The following is a 21,425-nucleotide window of genomic DNA, read 5'->3' on the forward strand; positions in this document are numbered from 1 at the left end:
AAAACGTCTGCCTGAAACGCGCAGGACGCGATATCATGAGGTTGCGGTCATTGTTACGTTGCTGAATGCCGGTCTATGCGGCGTTACTTTTTATTATCAATATACCTTTCATCTTTCAAATTGCAGCGGTGTTGGCTTTGTTACCCGGCTCCTCCCAGGGTTTTGCCCTTCGGGCCGCCGGGCTGCTTTGAATATCCTGGGGTATAAGCTATCAAGAGAATGATGTTTTGAATTATCAGTTGATCACCACCAACTCCGGGTTAAAACAGGTTTGCACACATGCGCGCCAATATAAGCAGGTTGCGCTGGATACCGAGTTCGTCAGAACACGTACTTACTACCCGCAACTAGGGCTGATTCAACTCTATGATGGCGAACAGCTTTCACTAATCGATCCCTTAACCATTACCGACTGGTCTGCTTTTCAGCAACTGCTGCGTGACGAGCAAGTCATCAAATTTCTTCATGCCGGCAGCGAAGATCTGGAAGTTTTTCTTAATGCGTTTGGCATATCGCCCGAACCGTTTATCGATACCCAAATTCTGGCCGCTTTTTTAGGTAAGCCGCTTTCATATGGCTTTGCGGCGTTAGTTGCCGAATATAGGGATGTCTCGCTGGATAAAAGTGAGTCGCGTACTGACTGGATTGCCCGTCCATTGAGTGAAAAACAGTGTGATTACGCTGCCGCTGACGTGTTCTATCTGTTGCCGATGGCCATGAAACTGGTAGAGGAAACGCAAGCCGCCGGGTGGATGGCCGCCGCACTGGATGAATGCCGTTTGCTGTGCAAGCGTAAGCAGGAAATATTGGCGCCTGAGTTGGCTTACCGTGAAATTGGTAATGCCTGGCAGTTACGTGGACGGAATCTGGCTTGTCTTCAGCGGCTCGCTGAATGGCGTTTGCGTAAAGCGCGTGAGCGCGACAGCGCGGTGAATTTTGTCGTGCGTGAAGAGAATCTATGGCAGGTGGCGCGTTTTTTACCTGAGTCTTTGGGTGAACTGAATTCGCTGGGATTGAGCGGCCCGGAAATTCGTTATCACGGCAAAACCATGCTGGCATTAGTTGAACAGACTAACGGCGTGACCGATGCGGACTGTCCGCCTCCGGTAATTAACCTTATCGACTATCCCGGCTATAAAAAGGCATTTAAAGATATTAAAGCGATGGTGCAGGGGGTAAGCGAACGTAGCGGGTTGTCCGCCGAACTGCTGGCATCACGGCGTCAGATTAACAGGGTACTTAACTGGCACTGGAAATTAACCGGACAGGATTCTGCACCGGAAATATTGTCTGGCTGGCGTAATAATTTATATGGTGATGAGCTACGGGTAATTTTGCAGGAGTATTAGTCACGGTACGCTAAATAAATTAATCATCTTGCACATTCAGTAAAGCAAAGATGCATTTTTAGGTGGGATAAAAACGTTTATTTCGGATATCTCCGAAATAAACGGAAAGCATTTTCACTACAGATATCTTCTATACTCTAAATAATTCAAGTTGCAGGAAGGCGGCAAGAGAAGGACAAATTAGTCGGGAACGAATTTGACCAGCCAACGGCTGACCTTTGGTGAGAGACAGGATGTCTCTCATTAATCCCGATGAGCTTACTCAAGTAAGTGATTCGGGTGACTGACAAATCTGCCTGGTGCAGATTCGAACGCTGTTCACAGCAGCCCCGAAGGGGCGAGGCCACGGATGGGCCGAGTAGCAAAGCCAACGCACATGCAACTTGAAGTATGACGAGGATATTTAAATCGTGTATTTCAGTTATACAATACGCCCTGCAAATAAGCAGGGCGTATTATGCCGGAAAAATCATTTAGGTGTTTCTTCCGTTTCCGGTAATGTTACATTCAGCTCAAGTACGGAAATATCATCTCCTTTTTGCTCTAACTGAACAGTCACCATTTCCGGGTCTATCTGTACATATCTACAGATGACCTCAAGAATATCCCGTTTTAATTGCGGCAGATAATGGGGTTCGCTATCTCCCCGGCGTCGCTCCGCGACAATAATTTGCAGCCGTTCCTTGGCAATATTGGCTGTCGTTTTTTTGCGGGACAGAAAGAAGTCGAGTAATGCCATAATTTATCCCCCAAAAAGGCGTTTAAGGAAACTTTTCTTCTCTTCTTCAACGAAGCGGAAAGGCCGCTCTTCACCTAACAGACGATCGACGGTATCTGAATAGGCCTTGCCTGCATCGGCTTCCGGATCCAAAATGACCGGTTCGCCCTGGTTGGACGCACGCAGTACGGACTGATCTTCAGGAATCACGCCCAAAAGTGGGATCCTGAGGATTTCAAGCACATCTTCCATGCTCAACATATCACCGCGACTCACTCTGCCTGGGTTATAACGGGTTAACAGCAGGTGTTCTTTAATCGGATCTTCTGAGCGTTCGGCACGACGCGATTTAGAGGACAAAATGCCCAAAATACGGTCGGAGTCACGCACGGAAGAAACTTCCGGGTTAGTGGTGATAATTGCTTCATCGGCGAAGTAGAGCGCCATCAACGCACCGGTTTCGATACCGGCAGGCGAATCGCAGACGATGAAGTCAAAGCCCATCTCGCCCAAGTCATCAAGTACTTTTTCGACGCCTTCACGGGTGAGCGCATCTTTATCCCGCGTCTGAGACGCGGGAAGAATGTACAGATTTTCTGTCCGTTTATCTTTAATCAGCGCCTGATTTAATGTGGCATCACCTTGAATAACATTAACAAAATCGTAAACCACACGCCGCTCACACCCCATGATCAGGTCGAGGTTACGCAGACCGATGTCAAAGTCGATGACAACCGTCTTTTTTCCTTTTTGGGCTAAACCGGTAGCAATGGCCGCGCTTGAAGTAGTCTTGCCAACGCCCCCTTTACCCGATGTAACAACAATGATGCGTGCCATAAATGTTTCCTTGTCAAAGGGCTTAGTCTAGAGGTTGTATGTTTAATACGTTATCCAGCAGGTTTAGGTTAATCCTTGCGGCCTGGCCGGAAAATGAAGGCGGTATCTGATCACTAAGCCAATAACGGCCTGCGATCGACACCAGTTCTGCGGCCAGATGCGTGCAAAATATCTGGCTTTGAACATCACCAGAAACGCCTGCCAGGGCACGGCCTCGCATCATGCCGTAAATATGAATATTACCGTCCGCGATCACTTCCGCACCTGCGCTGACGCTACTTGTTACAATCAGATCGCAGTTCCGGGCATAGATTTGCTGGCCGGAACGAATGGGGGCGCTGATGACTTTGGTCTTCACCGCAGAAGGAACCGCGACGACAGGCGCGGACGCCTGGCGCTGCTCTTTTCCTTCACTCAGCAAGGGCAACCCCGCCTGCGTAATGACCTGTTTCAACTGTTCGTCTTTGCATCCACTGATGCCGACGACATGCAGTCCGGTTGATGAAATAGCCTGTTGTAATTTTATCCAGTCGGTTTCTGCAGACAACGCTGCAACATTAATGACAACGGGGGCATTTTTCAGAAAGGCGGGCGCTTGCTCAATCTTATCCTGTAATGCCTGATAAATTACCTCGGGTTGGGAATCATGCAAATGAACAACCGATAAGGTAAAGCTGCTGCCTTTTAGTTCAATTGGCGTTTGTGACATCTATCCTGGCTCAGTTTCAGCATCTTTTAATCCCCAGAGTAACATTTAAGGCATGATATTCCAGAGCGCTTTAAGCATGTTATAGTCACAATTATATACAGGCAAGACGCCATTCTCATTAAATAGAGTAAAAAAAATGTTTTGTGTGATCTACCGAAGTTCCAAACGCGATCAAACCTATCTTTATGTCGAAAAAAAAGACGATTTTTCCCGGGTGCCGGAAGAATTGATGAAAAGTTTCGGTACACCGCATTTAGCCATGTTATTGCCGCTGGATGGCAGCAAAAAATTGGCCAGTGCAGATATTGAAAAAGTTAAACAAGCGCTCGAAGAACAGGGATTTTATCTACAGGTTCCGCCACCGCCGGAAAATTTATTAACAACGCTTTGGGGAAATGTAAAAAAATAATACCAATGTTTATTTTCGGATAATGCCTTAGTCGTAATATCCAGTGGGTGGTTATTTAGGGTATATGACTTTGCGAAATTACGTGTTTGCATCGAACACTTTACTCACTATTGTCAGTAACATAAATTTTGATGTTTGCTTTATACCAAAGCCAACGCACATGCAGCTTGAAGTATGACGGGTATATACTGTGTGTGAATCGGTATAGCCCACCCGCCTCCTCGTGGTGTTATGGCGCAGAGGGTGATGGTGATGGCAGAATTGATACCTGGAATGATGTAGAAGGTGTGTTTGCTTCAGTGGAAAACAATCCTTGCTTCGATGACGGGCAAGTGCGGTGGATGAGGAAAGGGAGGCGTTCTGTTGAATGCTTACCCGCTGAAATAGCATGGCAGAGAAGAGTAGAACGTATTTTTTACATGATGGCATTTTTACACGATCTCATCGCGATGAGTGTAATATTTACCCAACTGACAGGGCAGGAGAATTTTCATGTATCAACACAGAGACTGGCAGGGTGCGCTGCTTGATTTACCGGTAAACAAAGTGGTGTGTGTAGGCAGCAATTACTCGGCACATATTAAGGAAATGGGAAGTGCGACGCCAACTGAGCCAGTTTTATTTATGAAACCAGAGACTTCGCTATGTGATTTGCGCCAGCCGGTGGCTATTCCCAAAAATCTTGGTTCGGTTCATCATGAAGTTGAACTCGCCGTGCTGATTGGTATACCGCTTATGCAGGCAAATGAAGAACGTGTTGCCCGTGCCATTGCCGGCTATGGCGTTGCGCTGGATTTAACCTTGCGTGACCTGCAGGCTGCATGTAAAAAGGCGGGGCAACCGTGGGAAAAAGCGAAAGCATTTGATGGTTCCTGCCCGATCTCTGGTTTTATCCCGGTATCGGAATTCGGCGATCCACAGCAGACTGAACTGGGTGTTAAAGTCAACGATGAAGTGCGCCAGCAGGGTAATACTCATGACATGATTACACCCATTCTGCCGCTGATTGCCTATATGAGCCGCTTCTTTACGCTGCGGGCGGGTGACATTATTCTGACCGGAACCCCGCAGGGTGTCGGGCCGATTCAGTCGGGTGATATGCTGAAAATCACCATTAATGACCGCACCCTGAACACGCGCATTATCTAAAGGTTCGGCTACCCGCTGCTGTGTAAACGGGTAGCAAAACTTGCCTCTGCCTGCTAAACCCGCTATACAGAGCGCCTAACAGATTAACCGGAAAGAGAAACATGACTGAGCGCCCTTTTTGGCAGCAAAAGACACTAGCTGAAATGTCCGACGACGAATGGGAGTCGTTGTGTGATGGTTGCGGTCAGTGCTGTTTGAATAAACTCATTGATGCGGATACGGAGGAAATTTACTTTACCAACGTGGCCTGTAATCAATTGAATATAAAGAGCTGTCAATGCCGCAACTACAACCGTCGCTTTGAGTTTGAACCCGACTGCGTCAAGCTCACCCGCGAAAATTTGTTGACCTTTAACTGGTTACCGGCAACCTGTGCCTACCGGCTGATCCATGAAAGAAAGGCGTTACCACAATGGCATCCGTTGATTACTGGCTCTAAAACGGCAATGCACGGGGAGCGTATTTCTGTGCGGCATATTGCGGTACGGGAAAGCGAAGTTGTGGATTGGCAAGACCATATCCTGAACAAACCCGAGTGGGCCAGGTAGCGATAAACATTAGCACGACTTCCCCATATGAGAATTAAAAGGCGATATATACTTTCAAAACCATAATAGCCAAAAAAGGGGGAGCAGATGATTAATTTTGAAAAGATGATTCTTGGATACAGCGATCAGTATGCTGATTTCGCTGCTTCTACGATTGCTTTTATGGAAAGTCAGAAAAAAAATATTAATGCTGACGAAATATCGGAAAAAATCCCACAAGAGAAAAGACAGTTTTTTAAAGAAAGATTAGATCATTACAGGGATATTTATGGATTGCAACGATGAAGATTGGCAAAAAGCCCGGTGATGTTTAGCCGGGCTTTTTGCCATATCCGGGGGGGTCAGCGGCTGAACAGATCGCGGCGCTTAGGGCGGAAGGGTTGGGCAAGTAAAACCAGCACGGCAATCAACAGATAGGCGGCGAAAATACCCACCAGCCACTGCGGCATTTCCAGCGACAGAAACTGCCATTGACGCTCCGAACAGTCACCCGTTGCATTGAACACCGCAGGGAGCCATTTATCCAGCGGCAACCATGAAGGGAAACTGACAAAAAAGTCGCAGGTATTAAAGGGAGAGGGATGAAGCAGTATGTTCGTATGCTTCCATGCCAGACGCAGTCCTTCAAACGAACTGTATATCCAAAGTGCAATCGCCGGATAACGCAACAGACTGGCTGGCGCGATAGCGCCTAACAAACCCGCACCCATTACACCGAAGAGAGCATTACGCTGATAAATGCAAAGCACGCAGGGCTTTAACAGCAGCACGTGCTGAAAATAAAGCGCGACCAATTCCAGAATCAAGGCTGTCAATGCCATTAACAGCCAGGCACCGCGACCACGTGAGCAACGGTTGAGAAATCGCAACATAACGAGTATTCCATGCTTAAAATGATCGAAGCAGCAGTGTAAACCGAAGCGGCCTCACCACTGCCATATCAGTGTGCAAAACGTAATATCCCTTCATCCTTTGGTTGCGAAGGCCAACGCTTTGCATTGTTCAAAACGACAACGTTTTGTCCCGCAACCCAAAATCTATTGGGTATAATATATTTATTTGATTCTCTTCTTTATTCAGCGATGATTCAACACTATCGAACGCCAATATGGTTTTTACTGACTCAATTTACATAGCATTAACTATACATAATGATGATCGTGTAGCTGCCAGAACTATACTATCTAGTATACCGTTGCCGACTTGAACGGTTTTGTTTGTGGTCACAGTTTTATATTGAATTTGTTTTGTGTATGGCGGCCAGGCTATGTCATGTTTAGTTCGTCTGGTATGATGAGCCGAGCTTTCATCGGTAAATATCGCTACGGAATATCAAACTCATGGTTATAAAGGCGCAAAGTCCGGCTGGATTCGCGGAAGAATATATTATTGAGAGTATATGGAATAACCGCTTTCCTCCTGGGTCGATTCTGCCAGCGGAAAGGGAGCTTTCCGAGCTGATAGGCGTGACACGTACCACGTTGCGGGAAGTGCTTCAGCGGTTGGCGCGTGACGGCTGGTTGACAATTCAGCATGGTAAACCGACGAAAATCAATAACTTCTGGGAAACCTCAGGGCTAAATATTCTGGAAACGCTGGCGCGACTCGATCACGACAGCGTACCGCAACTCATCGATAATTTGCTGGCTGTGCGGACGAATATTGCGGCTATTTTTATCCGTACCGCTTTACGTCAACACCCGGAAAAGACCCGTGAAGTATTAAAGCAAACCGAGTGTGTGGATGATAGTGCAGACTCTTTTGCTCAACTTGATTACAACGTATTCCGGGGGCTGGCGTTTGCGTCTGGTAATCCGATTTATGGCCTGATCCTGAATGGGTTGAAAGGGCTGTATATTCGTGTTGGCCGTTACTACTTTTCTAATCCTGACGCCCGCAAGCTGGCGCTGGATTTCTATTGTCGTCTGGAAACGCTTTGTCATGATGGGCTATATGAGCAGGTTATGGACGTAGTCCGGCATTATGGTAAAGAAAGTGGCGCTATCTGGCATGGTATGCAAAGTACTATTCCACGCGATATTGCTGAAATCCGTCGCTAAAAAGCAAAAGGGTATTCATGCTGTTATCTGAATACCCTTCGTCAAAGGCATTTACCTTTCCGATGCTGTTTGAGCGCTATGTGGATGGCGTGTTACGTGGTGGGCACCGATCCAGTAACTCAATGCTGCCATCCTCGTTCGCCTGCTCCATGTATACCTCAAACCCCCATAACCGATGAACATGCTTCATCACTTCATGACTGCTCTTATCCAGCGGCGCACGATTATGCGGTATGTAGCGTAACGTCAGTGAACGATTACCCCGCAAATCCACATTCCACACTTGAATGTTGGGTTCAAGATGGCTCAGGTTATACTGTGCGGACAACTCCTGCCGGATTAAGCGATAACCTTCTTCATCGTGAATCGCGGCGATTTCAAGATAGTTATTGTGATCGTCATCGAGAACGGTAAACAGCCGGAAATCACGCATCAGCTTCGGTGACAGGAACTGGCTGATAAAACTTTCATCTTTAAAGTTCTGCATGGCGAAATGAAGCGTGTCGAGCCAGTCTTTACCGGCGATATCCGGGAACCAATAGCGGTCTTCCTCTGTGGGTTCCTGACAGATACGCTTGATGTCCTGAAACATAGCAAATCCCAGCGCGTAAGGGTTGATTCCACTGTAGTAGGGGCTGTTGTACGGTGGCTGGTAAATGACGTTGGTATGGCTATGCAGGAATTCCAGCATGAAACGCTCGGAAACCCGTCCTTCATCATATAAATGATTAAGAATGGTGTAGTGCCAGAACGTGGCCCATCCTTCATTCATTACCTGGGTCTGTTTCTGCGGGTAGAAATACTGACTGACCTTACGGACAATACGTAAAATTTCACGCTGCCAGGGTTCCAGCAGCGGCGCATTTTTTTCCATAAAGTAAAGCAGGTTCTCCTGCGGTTCTTGCGGGAAACGCCGGGCTTGTTCCGGGGAAACGCCCTGTTCACGACGGGGAAGTGTTTTCCACAGATCGTTGACCTGACTTTGCAGATAAGCCTCACGGCTTTTCTGGCGGGATTTTTCCTCTTCCAACGATATTTTCTGCGGACGTTTGTAGCGATCCACTCCATAGTTCATCAGGGCGTGACATGAATCCAGCAGTCGTTCAACCTCTTCTACGCCATATCGTTCTTCGCATTGTGCAATATACTGCCGGGCAAAAATCAGATAGTCGACAATTGAACCGGCATCAGTCCAACTGCGAAACAGATAATTGCCTTTGAAGAAAGAGTTATGCCCATAGCAGGCATGGGCCATAACCAGCGCTTGCATGGGCAGAGTATTTTCTTCCATCAGATAAGCAATGCAAGGGTCTGAGTTGATAACAATTTCGTAAGCCAGCCCTTGTTGGCCGTGCTTGTAACGTTGCTCGGTTTCAATAAATTTTTTGCCGAATGACCAGTGAGAATAGTTGATCGGCATACCTATGCTGGAATAGGCGTCCATCATTTGTTCAGACGTAATCACTTCAATTTGATGAGGATAGGTGTCCAGGCGATAAAGTTTCGCTACCCGATCTATTTCATCAAGATAGACCTGCAATAGCTCAAACGACCAGTCTGGCCCGTCATCCAGGCGATTAGGTTTTTTTACCGGGTTATCAGTCGAAATAGCCATCAGCACGCCCCTTACATGATCGTCTGCACCCTATCGCACAGACACTATTAATCGTAGCTTAATCTGATAAAAGTAACGTAAATACGGTAAGTTGGCAGATAATATTCACCGGGTCAGTCTGTATAATAGGCCGCCTGTACCGATAACGAACAATAGATAAAAGCTATATCTGTGCCTGATGACAAATTTTACCTGAATGCTAGAGTAGCCTTTTATTCTGATGCTTAACCAATTATCCAGCATATTACAGGGTAAGTAAGACTATTTGAGTTGAGGGAGATAAATAAAGATGCGGGTTGCAATTCTGGGAAGTGGGGTTATCGGCGTAAGCACCGCCTGGTATCTGGCGCAGGCCGGGCATGACGTGATTGTTATCGACCGGCAGCCGGAGCCTTCGCTTGAAACCAGCGCAGGGAACGCCGGACAAATTTCTCCAGGCTATTCCGCCCCCTGGGCGGCGCCGGGTATACCGCTGAAGGCCATTAAATGGCTATTTCAGCGCCATGCTCCATTGGCTATCCGTCCGGACTTTTCGGCTGAACAATTACGCTGGATATGGCAGATGCTGCTGAATTGCGACAGCCGCCATTACAAAATCAATAAAGCCCGCATGGTTCGGCTGGCTGAATACAGCCGGGATTGTTTGCAGACACTGCGTCAGAAGACCAACATCCAATACGAAGGTCGGCAGGGCGGTACGCTGCAATTGTTCCGAACCGCGCAACAATATGAAAACGCGGCCCACGATATCACCGTATTAAAAGAGGCAGGTGTACCATATCAACTTCTGGATAACCTGCAATTGTCCTCCGTCGAACCTGCGCTGGCGAATGTGACGGAAAAACTCACTGGCGGTTTGCGTTTGCCGCATGATGAAACGGGGGATTGTCAGCTATTCACCCGTAACCTGGCAAAAATGGCAGAAAATGCTGGCGTGGTATTCAAGTTTGGTCTGGCCGTCCGCCAGTTACAGGTGGACGGCCAGCAGGTTACTGGCGTGCAGTGTGATGGCGAAATGGTGACGGCGGATGCGTATGTCATGGCCTGTGGCGCGTATTCAACGGGGTTGCTGCGCAATTGGTTCACAATCCCGGTTTATCCGCTTAAAGGCTATTCCCTGACTATTCCGCTGACAGATGAAGACGCAGCGCCTGTTTCCACGGTACTGGATGAGACATATAAAGTCGCCATTACGCGCTTTGATCAACGTATCCGCGTGGGGGGGATGGCGGAGATTGTCGGTTTTGATACTGCGCTGAATGCTAAACGGCGTGAAACACTTGAGATGGTGGTGCGCGATCTTTATCCCCACTCAGGGCCTATTGAGCAGGCAACATTCTGGAGCGGGTTACGTCCTATGACGCCCGATGGTACGCCGTTAGTGGGACGCTCTCCGCTGAAAAACCTGTATCTGAATACCGGGCATGGCACATTAGGATGGACGATGGCTTGTGGTGCAGGTCAACTGCTGGCCGATATTATTTCTAATAAAACGCCGGATATTCAAGTTGACGATTTATCCGTATTCCGTTACGCCAAGATTTAATGCTGAGGAAACTGTGTAATGCAGCCGTTTAACTATTAAAGGTGCGCGGCTGTGTGCGGTGTGAAAAAATAAAGGGCGACGGCAGCATAAAATCAGCCAGCAAAAAGTAATTAACTGGCTGATTTATTTATGTTAATGGCCGACGGTTTGTTTACGGAAAAGTTCGCGGAACACTGGATAAATATCATCCGGATCACGAATGTGCTGCATGGCAAAATTGTCAAACTCATCTCTCAACATTTCATATTCACGCCACAGCGTTTGATGTGAACGCCGAGTGATTTCGATGTAACTGTAATAACGTAACATAGGCAGCAGTTGGTTGGCCAGAATCTGGTGACACAGCGGCGAATCGTCGGCCCAGTTATCGCCATCGGATGCCTGTGCAGCATAGATATTCCATTGTGACGGGTCATAACGTTCACGCACTACTTCTTCCATGAGCTTTAATGCGCTGGAAACAATGGTGCCGCCCGTTTCCTGTGAATAGAAAAACTCTTGCTCGTCAACCTCTTTAGCCTGTGTGTGGTGTCGAATATAAACGACGTCGACGTTTTTATAACTTCTGCTAAGAAACAGATAGAGCAGAATGTAAAAGCGTTTCGCCATATCTTTTGTCGCTTGATCCATCGAGCCGGAAACATCCATCAGGCAGAACATAACCGCCTGACTGGATGGCTCGGCCCGGCGCTCATAGTTTTTATAGCGTAAGTCAAACGTATCAATAAATGGCACGCGGGCAATCTTTTGACGTAGATCCGCGATCTCCTGACGCAAACGCTCTTCTTCCAGTAGTTGTACGGGTTCAGCGTGCTCCAACTGTTCCAGCGTTTCCTCCAAAACGTGTAATTCTCTGCGTTTACCCGCAGTCATTGCCATACGGCGGGCCAGAGAATTTTGCAATGAGCGTACAACGCTGATGTTGGCGGGAACGCCATTGGCGGTATAGCCCGCACGATGTGTCTTGTACTCATTAAGCTGCCGGTGCTGCGTTTTTTTCAGGTTTGGCAGCGCTAGATCTTCAAACAGCAAGTCCAGATATTCATCTTTTGATATCTGAAACACGAACTCATCCTGACCTTCACCATCTTTACTGGCGTCGCCTTCACCGGCACCGCTGCCGCCACCTCCTTGCGGCCGCTCGATTCGATCGTTTTGTACAAAGTGGTCGTTCCCCGGATGAACGCGATGGCGCCGCCCCCCCCGGCCCTGATGAAACATGGGTTCGTTAATATCCCCATTGGGGATTGATACAGACTCCCCATTTTCGATATCGGTCACCGAACGCTTGTTAATGGCCTCGGAAATTGACTGCTTTATTTGCGACTTGTAGCGGCGCAAAAAGCGCTGGCGGTTAACCATGCTTTTGTTTTTGCCATTTAGTCGTCTATCAATGAAATAGGCCATGCTTCCCCCAAACGACGTTGCCAGCTTCATGCCTCATTATGATGATTTCCTCACCCGCAGATACCATTCGCACAGCAAACGTACCTGTTTACGGGTGTAGCCTTTCTCCATCATGCGATCGACGAAATCATCATGTTTCTTCTGTTCATCCGTTGAGGTTTTGGTATTAAACGAAATCACAGGTAACAGTTCTTCAGTGTTGGAGAACATTTTTTTCTCAATCACCGTCCGCAATTTCTCATAACTGGTCCAGTTTGGATTACGTCCACTATTGCTGGCACGGGCGCGCAGGACAAAGTTAACGATTTCGTTACGGAAATCTTTGGGGTTACTGATACCCGCTGGTTTTTCAATTTTTTCCAACTCAGCATTCAGTGACTCACGGTCAAACAGTTGACCAGTATCCGGATCGCGGTACTCCTGATCCTGAATCCAGAAATCCGCATAGGTGACATAACGATCAAAAATGTTCTGTCCATATTCGGAGTAAGACTCCAGATAAGCGGTCTGAATCTCTTTGCCGATAAATTCCGCGTATTTGGGGATCAGATACCCTTTGAGGTGTTCCAGATATTTTTCCGCAATTTCCTGTGGGAACTGCTCACGTTCAATCTGTTGCTCCAGCACATAGAACAGGTGTACCGGGTTAGCCGCAACTTCACTGTGATCGAAGTTAAATACTCTGGAAAGTATCTTAAAGGCGAAACGGGTTGAAAGGCCGTTCATGCCCTCATCCACGCCAGCATAATCACGGTATTCCTGATAGGATTTCGCTTTCGGATCGGTATCTTTCAGGCTTTCACCGTCATAAACGCGCATCTTAGAATAGATGCTGGAGTTCTCAGGCTCTTTCAGGCGGGACAAGATCGAGAAGCGGGCCAGCGTTTCCAGTGTGCCAGGTGCGCAAGGGGCATGAGTGAGTTCGCTGTGATTAAGCAGCTTGTCATAGATCTTGACCTCTTCAGAGACGCGCAGGCAATACGGCACTTTCACGATGTAGACGCGGTCAAGAAAGGCTTCATTGTTTTTGTTATTACGGAACTGCACCCATTCTGATTCGTTGGAGTGCGCCAGAATAATGCCGTTAAACGGCAGGGCGGCGATACCTTCCGTACCATTGTAGTTGCCTTCCTGCGTCGCTGTCAGCAAGGGGTGCAGCACTTTAATAGGCGCTTTGAACATTTCCACAAATTCCATGATTCCCTGGTTGGCACGGCAGAGTGCGCCGGAGTATCCGTAGGCATCGGGATCGTTCTGAGCGTAATGTTCCAGTTTACGGATATCGACCTTCCCAACCAGCGCCGAGATATCCTGATTGTTTTCGTCCCCCGGTTCAGTCTTGGCGATAGCGACCTGCGCAAGAATAGACGGCCATACTTTGATGACTTTGAATTTAGTGATGTCACCGCCAAAATCCTGCAAACGTTTGGCCGCCCACGGCGACATGATAGTCCCCAGATAACGTCGCGGAATAGAATATTCTTTTTCCAGAATCGAGGCATCTTCCTGCGGGTTAAACAGGCACAACGGATGATCGTTAACCGGGCTGCGTTCGCCGTTGGCGCTGAGAATATAAATAGGGACATGCTGCATCAGCACTTTCAGACGTTCTGCCAGTGAAGATTTACCACCGCCAACCGGGCCAAGCAGATACAGAATTTGTTTCTTCTCTTCCAATCCTTGCGCGGCGTGTTTCAGGTAAGACACGATTTGTTCTATGGCATCTTCCATACCATAAAACTCTTCAAAAGCAGGATAGCGGGCAATGATCCGATTCGAAAATAAACGGGATAAACGCGATTCATGAGCGGTATCCACCATCATGGGTTCACCGATAGCCATTAACAATCGTTCAGCCGCGTTAGCATATGCGCTTCGATCTTGCTGACAGATAGTAAGGAATTCCTGCAGAGTGAACTCTTCATCCTTGGCAGCGTCGTAGCGCTGACGGTAGTGATCAAATATGTTCATAGCGATGCCCGTCCTTCGTCGATTAGCACAATTTAAGAGAGCGTGTAAAATGTGTACGACCTATAATATATAGCCCTCCGAAAGAAGAAATCCTCCTGAGTACAGCAACCCTTATGCCAACTTTTGGTGCAGGGCGATATCGTGGTTTTTTGTCTGCCTACAGACTCGGAAAATTTCATCATCTCTACTATAAAGCGTAGTTTGCATCCGTAAAATTTCCTCTACTCAGCAGACATATTTTTAAGACATTTCAATGACTCACTTCCTGATAGTATCCTGTAATATCCCATCCAGTGGGTGTTGAAGCCATATGAACTTGCTGTTCATGGGAAAGAGACAACATTGATATAAGTTATTCTGTTATCGTATTTTTATTAAAACCAAGAGAAAGTATGAACAGTCGAGTCCTCATTTTTAACGATGTTTATCTGTAATAGGAAATAATAAATTGTGAATAAGCCTGAATTATGTCTGTCAGCCGCGCTGGCGTTGACCGCGGTAGCGTTGCCCTCAGCCTATGCGACCGAGGTGTCATTAGGTGCGGGGGTGTTTGGTTCAACGTCGGTGTACCGCGGTGATGACAATCATGTTTATCCTCTTCCGGTACTAAATTATGAAAGCGAAAGATTTTATTTTCGTGGGCTGGGAGGCGGGTACTACTTGTGGAATGACGGCGCCAACAGGTTATCGCTGACAGCATATTACCTGCCGTTAGGGTTTAAACCCGGCGACAGCGATGATGTCCGTATGAAACAGTTGAATAAACGGCGTGGCACGCTGATGGCGGGAGCCGCCTATCGGCATATCGCCGATTGGGGTGAAATTCGTACCGTTCTGGCAGGCGACACGCTGGATTACAGCAATGGGATAATCTGGGATACCGCCTATCTTTATCGTTTCACGCTGGGCGATCTGAATATTACGCCCGGTATCGGCGCTACCTGGTTCAGTGAACATATGAACCGGTATTACTATGGTGTCAGCGGTCAGGAGTCAGCGCGTTCAGGGTTTGGCCGTTATCGACCCGGTGACGGATGGGCGCCGTATGTCGAGCTTAGTGCCAACTACCAAATAAACCCAAGCTGGAGCGCCTGGGCGGTAGGTCGATATACCCGTTTGTCTGACGAAACGAAGGATAGTCCGATCGTCGATAGCAGCTATAGCGCATTAATGAGCGTGGGTATCAGTTACCGGTTTTAACGTTCATTGACATTATGGTGCATTTTCTGCCCAAAAATGGGGGGGAATCACCCTATTTGCACATTAGCGGTGCGCCAGGCGTTGGGTTATTTTCTCTGGGGAAGGCGCAAAAATGATTGAATTTGCAAGGCTGGATCAGGCATTTCCTTCATTACAGTGTAAACAGCATCTGGATGTTGTGTGAGTGTCAGGGCAGGCGTATGGCCGGGGTGATCATACGCCATCTTGCCGTTATAAGGATTACTTAAGCTGAATGAGGGTAGACAAACGGGCCGGGGAGTGCACTGTTGCGGTGAAAGGCTGGCTAACTCTCGCTGTTTCTACGCAAACAAAGGTTTTATAGCCGTCGTCAGTCATATCGCTGATGGTATGCGACAATTCCGCACCTGGGTTCCATGATACGACGTCACTGTGGTTGGTGTGATGCACTTCAATCGTGCGTTGTAATGCCGGATCATTAATAACGCTAATATCCTGCGGATGTGTGTAAATACGATCTGTACGGTCGGTAAATACCAAATCCCCTTGTTGTGACGCAAGCTTGCCCTGATTTACTTTATCAATAAATTGCTCACCCAGGCCGCTGATTTTGATCTTGCTGATATCACCGATGTGGAAGTAGGTGTGTAATGCGCTGGTGATGCTGTAATCACCATGTGCTTCCAGTTCGATACGGCATGTTTTACCCAGCTTGAAACGTGCGATAAGGATAAATTCATGCGGCCAGGATGCTCGAGTTTGCGCGCTGTCGCGCAGTGTGAAGGCGAGTTGCACACCGTTTTCATCTTCACTATGGGAGGTGAATTCCCATGGCAGCAAACGTGCAAACCCGTGGTTGGGTTCGGCAAATGGACCAAACCACGGGAAACAAATCGGGATACCGCCGCGAATAGCCATATGTTCAGTGAACAGCGTGTTGTCGCTTAACCAAAGAACCGGTTCTTCGCCTGTCGGTTGCCAATGCAACAGATGCGCTCCCTGTAGTGCGACTGCGGCGCGAACCTGAGGATGTTCAACAACCATCACCGGTAGTTGATCTATTTGTCGCTGGCTAATGGTTGATGTAATTTGTTTGGTGATGGTCAGTTTGAAAATCTTATTATTCATGATGTTGCCTTTTTTTGGTTGTTATTAATCAGCAAGTAAAAAGGGCGGCCTAAGCCGCCCTTCATCATTGAACCATCACCCTAACTTACTTAGAGATGTGGGTGATCAGATCCAGTACTTTATTAGAGTAACCTGTTTCGTTATCGTACCAGGAAACCAGTTTCACAAAGTTGTCGCTCAGTGCGATACCTGCTTTAGCATCGAACACGGAAGTCAGTTTTTCACCGTTGAAATCGGTAGAAACCACGTCGTCTTCGGTATAACCCAGAACGCCTTTCAGTTCACCTTCTGAAGCCGCTTTGATGGCTGCACAGATTTCTTTGTAAGAAGCCGGTTTTTCCAGGCGGGCAGTCAGGTCAACAACGGATACGTTCGGGGTAGGAACGCGGAACGCCATACCCGTCAGTTTGCCATTCAGTTCAGGAATAACTTTACCCACTGCTTTCGCTGCACCGGTAGAAGACGGGATGATGTTCTGAGATGCGCCGCGGCCACCGCGCCAGTCTTTATGAGACGGGCCGTCAACGGTTTTCTGAGTCGCGGTGGTTGCATGGACGGTGGTCATCAGTGCTTCAACGATACCGAAGTTGTCGTTGATAACTTTAGCCAGCGGCGCCAGGCAGTTAGTGGTACAAGATGCGTTGGAAACGATGTCCTGGCCATCATAACTTTTGTGGTTAACGCCCATAACAAACATCGGGGTGCTATCTTTAGACGGGCCTGTCAGAACGACTTTCTTAGCGCCAGCAGTGATGTGCTTACGTGCCGTTTCATCAGTCAGGAACAGACCGGTTGCTTCGGCAACAACATCAACGTTCACTTCGTTCCACTTCAGATTTGCAGGATCACGTTCTGCGGTAACACGAATGGTTTTGCCGTTAACAACCAGGTGGCCATCTTTAACTTCAACGGTGCCGTTGAAACGGCCATGGGTAGAGTCGTATTTCAACATATACGCCATGTAATCAGCATCTAACAGATCGTTAATCGCAACAATTTCGATGTCGGAACGTTCTTGTGCGGCGCGGAAAACAATACGGCCAATGCGGCCAAAACCGTTGATACCTACTTTGATTGTCATATATTCCACCAGATATTGGTTAGTGAATAAAGGTTGGTTGTAAAATTACAAAAACCTTGCTGGGCGTCAAGCGGAATCGTGTCAATAGTTGCTGTATGTCAAACCTGTGACCAACCTTTGCGCGAAAATCCACCTGTGCAGTCAAACAAAGAACATCCGAGTCTGATATAGAGCACATTGCATCATAAATAGCTCATTGCGCCCAGAATTGTGATGGATATCACAATTAAATATTCGCCCTGATAACACATATCATATTAAACCAAAATGGCCTGTAAGGTTGTTAATTTTTTGTTATAATTAGTGATCAATTTAGCAGACTTTGCGAGATCCCTATGATTAACGATCCCTCTCGACAAGCACCGTCAGATGCAGCAGAACTGACGGAAATGCAACGCTATGTGACCCAGCAACAGGGCACTGAACCCGCTTATTCCGGTAAGTTGCTGCATAATAAGCGCACAGGTATTTATCATTGTTTGTGCTGTCAGAAACCGCTGTTCTATTCAGATAATAAGTATGATTCAGGCTGTGGTTGGCCGAGTTTTGACCAACCCGTATCACCGGAGGCCATCCGGTATCTTGAAGACAATGCGCACAATATGCGCCGTATCGAGATCCGCTGTGGAAATTGTGATGCGCATTTAGGACATGTCTTTCCTGATGGCCCTGAGACCACGGGTGAACGTTATTGCGTCAATTCCGCCTCATTAAGCTTTATCGACGAGGTGGATGGCCAGCGGATTGACGGTTAACCGTCAACCTGTGTGGGCATTGAGTAATTGTTTTGCTTTAAACGTTTCAGCTAAAACGGACAGGGATTGAATATGCAACTTGATGATCTGATCGATAAGATGACGCCGGAGATTTATCAACGGCTGGCAATGGCCGTTGAGCTGGGTAAATGGCCGGATGGCGTCGCTTTGTCTGCGGAACAGAAAGAGAATTGTCTGCAAATGGTGATGTTGTGGCAGGCCCGTCATAATAAACAGGCGGAGCACATGACGATCGGCCCTGATGGTGAAATCGTGATGAAAAGTAAACAAGAACTGAAGCAACAGTTCGGTAATCACGCGATTGTGACGCTAAAAGTGCAAAAGTGAATGCAGGTCAGGTTGCGCAAGGTAATTGTTCTGCACGCAGAGCGCTAGTGGGTGGACGTCAATTGCGACATAAGGGTGTTCAGATCGATCAGATTGGCGCCTTGCCGTTGCATTTGCTGTAACGCCGTCTGACTGTCTTCGGGATTAAGATTCACACCACGGCATCCATCCACCAGCACATCGGTTTTGTAGCCCAGAGCAAGGGCATCCAGCACGCTGAACTTAACGCAATAGTCCGTCGCGATGCCCATTACGGTCAGGTGAGTAATATTACGTGCACGCAGCCAGTCATCCAGTTCGGTTTTAGCACGGTGACCGTTATCAAAGAATGCGCTATAGCTATCAATATTGGCTTGCGTCCCTTTACGTACAACCCATTCAATAGCCTGTTGATTTAATGCCGGATGAAATTGCGCTCCTGGTTGATCCTGAACGCAGTGAACCGGCCACCAGACCTGCGGTAGCCCGTCCAACTCGCCGGTTTCGCCCACGGTCGCATTGGCGTTGACGGCAAAACTTCCATGATTGGCCGGATGCCAGTCCTGGCTGGCAATGACCGGCATATCCGCTGCGCAACAGGCCGTGATGGCGAGGTTCGCCACATCAATCACCCAATCGCCCCCGGTAACCGCCAACGCGCCACCAGGACAAAAATCATTTTGCAAATCAATTAATAATAGCGCTTTATTCATCGCTGGCTCCATGATTAATTATCCCCTTAATCCCAGCCCGGCATGGTTAGCCGGGCTGGCGCGTGTTTACCGGACTTCACCACAGGTAAGGCAGAGTGCATACCGGTGCTGCGGGTCGTTGAGGTTATTGATGATGGAAGGCTGTGAATGCACCGCTTCAGCCAGTTGCGCCACAGGAGCAGGCAGCATCGACTGCACGGCGGTGGGCAACCAGGCATAAACCGACGCGTTAATCTGGTTCATCATGGCATCAAACAGGCTTGGCTGTTCGGCAAACCAGCTAAGTTGATATTTCCCCAGTTTTGCCAGTTCGGCGGCTTTTTTCACTGCATCATCAAAATCGCCTAATTGATCAACCAATCCATTTTCTTTCGCATCGCTGCCGATCCAGACATGTCCCTGCGCAATCTGATTGATCTGCTCCGGGGTTTTCTTACGCGCCTGAGCGACGATGTCGATGAAATTCTTATACCCACGCTCAATGCTTAACTGAACCATTTGGCTGAATTCAGGGGGTAACGATTTTGTAACCGACAGGTCAGCCAGCGGTGAAGTTGCCACGCCGTCGGTGTGGACACCGATTCTTTCCAGTGAATTTTCAAACGTGTTAATCACGCCGAAAATGCCGATAGAGCCGGTCAGGGTGCTTGGGCTGGAGATAATGGTGTTTGCGGGTGTTGAAATCCAATATCCACCCGATGCCGCCATGCCGCCCATGGAAACCACCACCGGCTTGCCAGCAAGACGAACCGCCATCAACTCTGAGCGGATCATTTCAGATGCCGTCACGCTGCCGCCAGGGCTATTGACACGCAGAATCACTGCTTTAACTTTGGGATCGAGACGTGCTGCGCGTATCTGGGCGGCAGTGGTATCGCCGCCCACCATTCCCGGGGTTTCCGGGCCATCAATAATCGCCCCGTTGGCAAAAATCACGGCTATCTGATTATTGTTCTGAACCGGCGGTTTAGGCGCATAGTCGTAAATGCTGGTGAAATAAAAGTTATTGGTTTTGTTATTCCAGCCAAATGCTTTTACCAGCGTTTGCTCAATAACGGAACGGGAGGCAACCTCGTCTACCAATTTGTTTTGCAGTGCATAGCGTGCGGTGTCGCCTTGCACGGCCTGTAAGCCTGAGAGAATGCTGGCTGCACCAGGAAACAGTTGCTGCGGGGTTATCTGCCGGTTAGCGGCGACCGTGTTCAGGTAGTGTTGCCAAAGTGTATTAATCCAGCGGCTGTCCGCCTCTCTGGCTGCCGGGGACATATCATCGCGCAGGTATGGTTCAACGGCCGATTTGTAGGTTCCTACCCTGAATATGGTGGTGGTGACCTTCAGTTTATCCAACAGGGATTTGAAGTACAGATTGTTAGTGGCCAAACCGTGCAGATCCACACTACCCTGTGGGGTGAGGGCAATGGTATTGGCGAAACTGGCCAGATAATATTGTGCCTGATTATAGCTATCGCCTACGGCGTAGATAGGTTTGCCACTGTCACGGAATTCCCGCAGGGATTTACCGATATACTGTAATGATGGCTGATCTGCTCCGGCAAAATCACTCAGATCCAACACGATTCCGGTAATGTTGTTATCGGTTTTCGCCTGGCGAATGCTGTCGACAATATCAAACAGCGCGTTTTCCTGCCGACGATTGCTGGATGAGCCGAAAAACTCACGCCCTAACTGGCGCAGTTTATTATTCACGGTGGGCTGATCGACCACAACGCCAGTCAAATCAATCAACAGCGCACCGCGGGCCGTTTCCGCTGGTGCGCCGGTGAACTGTGTATAAATCCCGACCCCAATAAGAATGAGCGCGATAAGAAAAATATTGAGAATAAATTCTCTGATAAAATTAAGCAGACGCCATGTCCACTTAAAGAATCCGCTAAAAATTCGCCACAATGTGCGCATGATATCT

The 21,425-nt window shown here is 48.1% G+C and carries 21 protein-coding genes; 10 read left to right on the forward strand and 11 right to left on the reverse strand.

All coding sequences use genetic code 11. The features are described 5' to 3' along the window. The first annotated feature begins 227 nt into the window (after positions 1–227). The gene (gene rnd, locus BIY29_RS04460) at positions 228–1,349 is read left to right on the forward strand and encodes a ribonuclease D (protein WP_121573947.1); all 1,122 of its coding nucleotides are present in this window, start codon (positions 228–230) and stop codon (positions 1,347–1,349) included. A gap of 469 nt (positions 1,350–1,818) precedes the next feature. Here the strand turns inward: rnd and minE are convergent, their stop codons facing one another. From minE to minC, 3 genes are read right to left on the reverse strand one after another with little or no spacing between them, the layout of a single operon-like run. Then, positions 1,819–2,088, reverse strand: coding sequence for a cell division topological specificity factor MinE (gene minE / locus BIY29_RS04465; RefSeq protein WP_121573948.1), 270 nt, complete (start codon positions 2,086–2,088; stop codon positions 1,819–1,821). 3 nt (positions 2,089–2,091) lie between these two features. Further along, positions 2,092–2,904 (reverse strand): septum site-determining protein MinD, encoded by an 813-nt coding sequence (minD, locus tag BIY29_RS04470; protein ID WP_121573949.1) that lies wholly within the window; start codon positions 2,902–2,904, stop codon positions 2,092–2,094. A 22-nt stretch (positions 2,905–2,926) separates the two neighbouring features. Beyond that, positions 2,927–3,613: a septum site-determining protein MinC gene (gene minC / locus BIY29_RS04475; RefSeq protein WP_121573950.1), complete on the reverse strand. Its 687-nt coding sequence runs from the start codon at positions 3,611–3,613 to the stop codon at positions 2,927–2,929. Between the two features lie 136 nt (positions 3,614–3,749). Here minC and BIY29_RS04480 point away from each other — a divergent pair, with 136 nt between their 5' ends. From BIY29_RS04480 to BIY29_RS04495, 4 genes are all read left to right on the forward strand, one after another. Next, positions 3,750–4,022 (forward strand): YcgL domain-containing protein, encoded by a 273-nt coding sequence (locus BIY29_RS04480; RefSeq protein WP_121573951.1) that lies wholly within the window; start codon positions 3,750–3,752, stop codon positions 4,020–4,022. A gap of 492 nt (positions 4,023–4,514) precedes the next feature. Then, positions 4,515–5,171 (forward strand): fumarylacetoacetate hydrolase family protein, encoded by a 657-nt coding sequence (locus tag BIY29_RS04485; RefSeq protein ID WP_121573952.1) that lies wholly within the window; start codon positions 4,515–4,517, stop codon positions 5,169–5,171. A 101-nt stretch (positions 5,172–5,272) separates the two neighbouring features. Further along, a complete protein-coding gene (locus BIY29_RS04490; RefSeq protein WP_121573953.1) occupies positions 5,273–5,719 on the forward strand; it encodes a YcgN family cysteine cluster protein in 447 nt (148 codons plus the stop codon). A gap of 87 nt (positions 5,720–5,806) precedes the next feature. Beyond that, the gene (locus tag BIY29_RS04495) at positions 5,807–6,004 is read left to right on the forward strand and encodes a DNA polymerase III subunit theta (RefSeq protein ID WP_121573954.1); all 198 of its coding nucleotides are present in this window, start codon (positions 5,807–5,809) and stop codon (positions 6,002–6,004) included. A 56-nt stretch (positions 6,005–6,060) separates the two neighbouring features. Here BIY29_RS04495 and dsbB read toward each other — a convergent pair whose 3' ends face one another. Beyond that, positions 6,061–6,591 (reverse strand): disulfide bond formation protein DsbB, encoded by a 531-nt coding sequence (dsbB, locus tag BIY29_RS04500; protein WP_121573955.1) that lies wholly within the window; start codon positions 6,589–6,591, stop codon positions 6,061–6,063. 468 nt (positions 6,592–7,059) lie between these two features. Here dsbB and fadR point away from each other — a divergent pair, with 468 nt between their 5' ends. Beyond that, a complete protein-coding gene (gene fadR, locus BIY29_RS04505) occupies positions 7,060–7,779 on the forward strand; it encodes a fatty acid metabolism transcriptional regulator FadR (RefSeq protein ID WP_121573956.1) in 720 nt (239 codons plus the stop codon). A 76-nt stretch (positions 7,780–7,855) separates the two neighbouring features. Here fadR and BIY29_RS04510 read toward each other — a convergent pair whose 3' ends face one another. Next, complete coding sequence (locus BIY29_RS04510) at positions 7,856–9,394, reverse strand: SpoVR family protein (RefSeq protein WP_121573957.1); 1,539 nt, start codon at positions 9,392–9,394, stop codon at positions 7,856–7,858. 289 nt (positions 9,395–9,683) lie between these two features. Between BIY29_RS04510 and BIY29_RS04515 the strand changes: the two genes are divergently transcribed. After that, the gene (locus BIY29_RS04515) at positions 9,684–10,940 is read left to right on the forward strand and encodes a D-amino acid dehydrogenase (RefSeq protein ID WP_121573958.1); all 1,257 of its coding nucleotides are present in this window, start codon (positions 9,684–9,686) and stop codon (positions 10,938–10,940) included. Positions 10,941–11,072: 132 nt separating this feature from the next. Here the strand turns inward: BIY29_RS04515 and BIY29_RS04520 are convergent, their stop codons facing one another. Together BIY29_RS04520 and yeaG are read right to left on the reverse strand one after the other, a co-directional pair. Continuing rightward, a complete protein-coding gene (locus BIY29_RS04520) occupies positions 11,073–12,347 on the reverse strand; it encodes a YeaH/YhbH family protein (RefSeq protein WP_121574043.1) in 1,275 nt (424 codons plus the stop codon). Between the two features lie 36 nt (positions 12,348–12,383). Then, entirely contained in the window at positions 12,384–14,318 is a 1,935-nt protein-coding gene (gene yeaG, locus BIY29_RS04525) for a protein kinase YeaG (protein ID WP_121573959.1), read from the reverse strand. Positions 14,319–14,768: 450 nt separating this feature from the next. Between yeaG and BIY29_RS04530 the strand changes: the two genes are divergently transcribed. Further along, positions 14,769–15,518 (forward strand): MipA/OmpV family protein, encoded by a 750-nt coding sequence (locus BIY29_RS04530; RefSeq protein WP_121573960.1) that lies wholly within the window; start codon positions 14,769–14,771, stop codon positions 15,516–15,518. Positions 15,519–15,758: 240 nt separating this feature from the next. Here the strand turns inward: BIY29_RS04530 and BIY29_RS04535 are convergent, their stop codons facing one another. Together BIY29_RS04535 and gapA are read right to left on the reverse strand one after the other, a co-directional pair. Beyond that, positions 15,759–16,625, reverse strand: coding sequence for a D-hexose-6-phosphate mutarotase (locus BIY29_RS04535; RefSeq protein WP_121573961.1), 867 nt, complete (start codon positions 16,623–16,625; stop codon positions 15,759–15,761). Between the two features lie 85 nt (positions 16,626–16,710). Then, positions 16,711–17,706 carry a glyceraldehyde-3-phosphate dehydrogenase gene (gene gapA / locus BIY29_RS04540; protein WP_170158883.1) on the reverse strand — a complete coding sequence of 332 codons (996 nt, stop codon included), beginning with the start codon at positions 17,704–17,706 and terminating at the stop codon, positions 16,711–16,713. A 335-nt stretch (positions 17,707–18,041) separates the two neighbouring features. Here gapA and msrB point away from each other — a divergent pair, with 335 nt between their 5' ends. After that, positions 18,042–18,461, forward strand: a complete 420-nt coding sequence (msrB, locus tag BIY29_RS04550) for a peptide-methionine (R)-S-oxide reductase MsrB (RefSeq protein ID WP_121573963.1) — start codon at positions 18,042–18,044, stop codon at positions 18,459–18,461. Positions 18,462–18,533: 72 nt separating this feature from the next. Continuing rightward, the gene (locus tag BIY29_RS04555) at positions 18,534–18,809 is read left to right on the forward strand and encodes a YeaC family protein (RefSeq protein WP_121573964.1); all 276 of its coding nucleotides are present in this window, start codon (positions 18,534–18,536) and stop codon (positions 18,807–18,809) included. Between the two features lie 44 nt (positions 18,810–18,853). On the opposite strand, the gene pncA is transcribed toward BIY29_RS04555, so the two are convergent. Together pncA and sppA are read right to left on the reverse strand one after the other, a co-directional pair. Next, entirely contained in the window at positions 18,854–19,501 is a 648-nt protein-coding gene (pncA, locus tag BIY29_RS04560) for a bifunctional nicotinamidase/pyrazinamidase (protein ID WP_121573965.1), read from the reverse strand. 66 nt (positions 19,502–19,567) lie between these two features. Further along, positions 19,568–21,418, reverse strand: a complete 1,851-nt coding sequence (gene sppA / locus BIY29_RS04565) for a signal peptide peptidase SppA (RefSeq protein WP_121573966.1) — start codon at positions 21,416–21,418, stop codon at positions 19,568–19,570. Positions 21,419–21,425 lie beyond the last annotated feature (7 nt).

Source organism: Brenneria alni (genome assembly GCF_003666245.1).
GTDB classification, from domain to species: domain Bacteria; phylum Pseudomonadota; class Gammaproteobacteria; order Enterobacterales; family Enterobacteriaceae; genus Brenneria; species Brenneria alni.

Coding starts and splice junctions, on each gene's coding strand:
- minE (WP_121573948.1), bottom strand. CDS start 2,088: ATGGCATTACTCGACTTCTTTCTGTCCCGCAAAAAAACGACAGCCAAT.
- minD (WP_121573949.1), bottom strand. CDS start 2,904: ATGGCACGCATCATTGTTGTTACATCGGGTAAAGGGGGCGTTGGCAAG.
- minC (WP_121573950.1), bottom strand. CDS start 3,613: ATGTCACAAACGCCAATTGAACTAAAAGGCAGCAGCTTTACCTTATCG.
- BIY29_RS04480 (WP_121573951.1), top strand. CDS start 3,750: ATGTTTTGTGTGATCTACCGAAGTTCCAAACGCGATCAAACCTATCTT.
- BIY29_RS04485 (WP_121573952.1), top strand. CDS start 4,515: ATGTATCAACACAGAGACTGGCAGGGTGCGCTGCTTGATTTACCGGTA.
- BIY29_RS04490 (WP_121573953.1), top strand. CDS start 5,273: ATGACTGAGCGCCCTTTTTGGCAGCAAAAGACACTAGCTGAAATGTCC.
- BIY29_RS04495 (WP_121573954.1), top strand. CDS start 5,807: ATGATTAATTTTGAAAAGATGATTCTTGGATACAGCGATCAGTATGCT.
- dsbB (WP_121573955.1), bottom strand. CDS start 6,591: ATGTTGCGATTTCTCAACCGTTGCTCACGTGGTCGCGGTGCCTGGCTG.
- fadR (WP_121573956.1), top strand. CDS start 7,060: ATGGTTATAAAGGCGCAAAGTCCGGCTGGATTCGCGGAAGAATATATT.
- BIY29_RS04510 (WP_121573957.1), bottom strand. CDS start 9,394: ATGGCTATTTCGACTGATAACCCGGTAAAAAAACCTAATCGCCTGGAT.
- BIY29_RS04515 (WP_121573958.1), top strand. CDS start 9,684: ATGCGGGTTGCAATTCTGGGAAGTGGGGTTATCGGCGTAAGCACCGCC.
- BIY29_RS04520 (WP_121574043.1), bottom strand. CDS start 12,347: ATGGCCTATTTCATTGATAGACGACTAAATGGCAAAAACAAAAGCATG.
- yeaG (WP_121573959.1), bottom strand. CDS start 14,318: ATGAACATATTTGATCACTACCGTCAGCGCTACGACGCTGCCAAGGAT.
- BIY29_RS04535 (WP_121573961.1), bottom strand. CDS start 16,625: ATGAATAATAAGATTTTCAAACTGACCATCACCAAACAAATTACATCA.
- gapA (WP_170158883.1), bottom strand. CDS start 17,706: ATGACAATCAAAGTAGGTATCAACGGTTTTGGCCGCATTGGCCGTATT.
- msrB (WP_121573963.1), top strand. CDS start 18,042: ATGATTAACGATCCCTCTCGACAAGCACCGTCAGATGCAGCAGAACTG.
- BIY29_RS04555 (WP_121573964.1), top strand. CDS start 18,534: ATGCAACTTGATGATCTGATCGATAAGATGACGCCGGAGATTTATCAA.
- pncA (WP_121573965.1), bottom strand. CDS start 19,501: ATGAATAAAGCGCTATTATTAATTGATTTGCAAAATGATTTTTGTCCT.
- sppA (WP_121573966.1), bottom strand. CDS start 21,418: ATGCGCACATTGTGGCGAATTTTTAGCGGATTCTTTAAGTGGACATGG.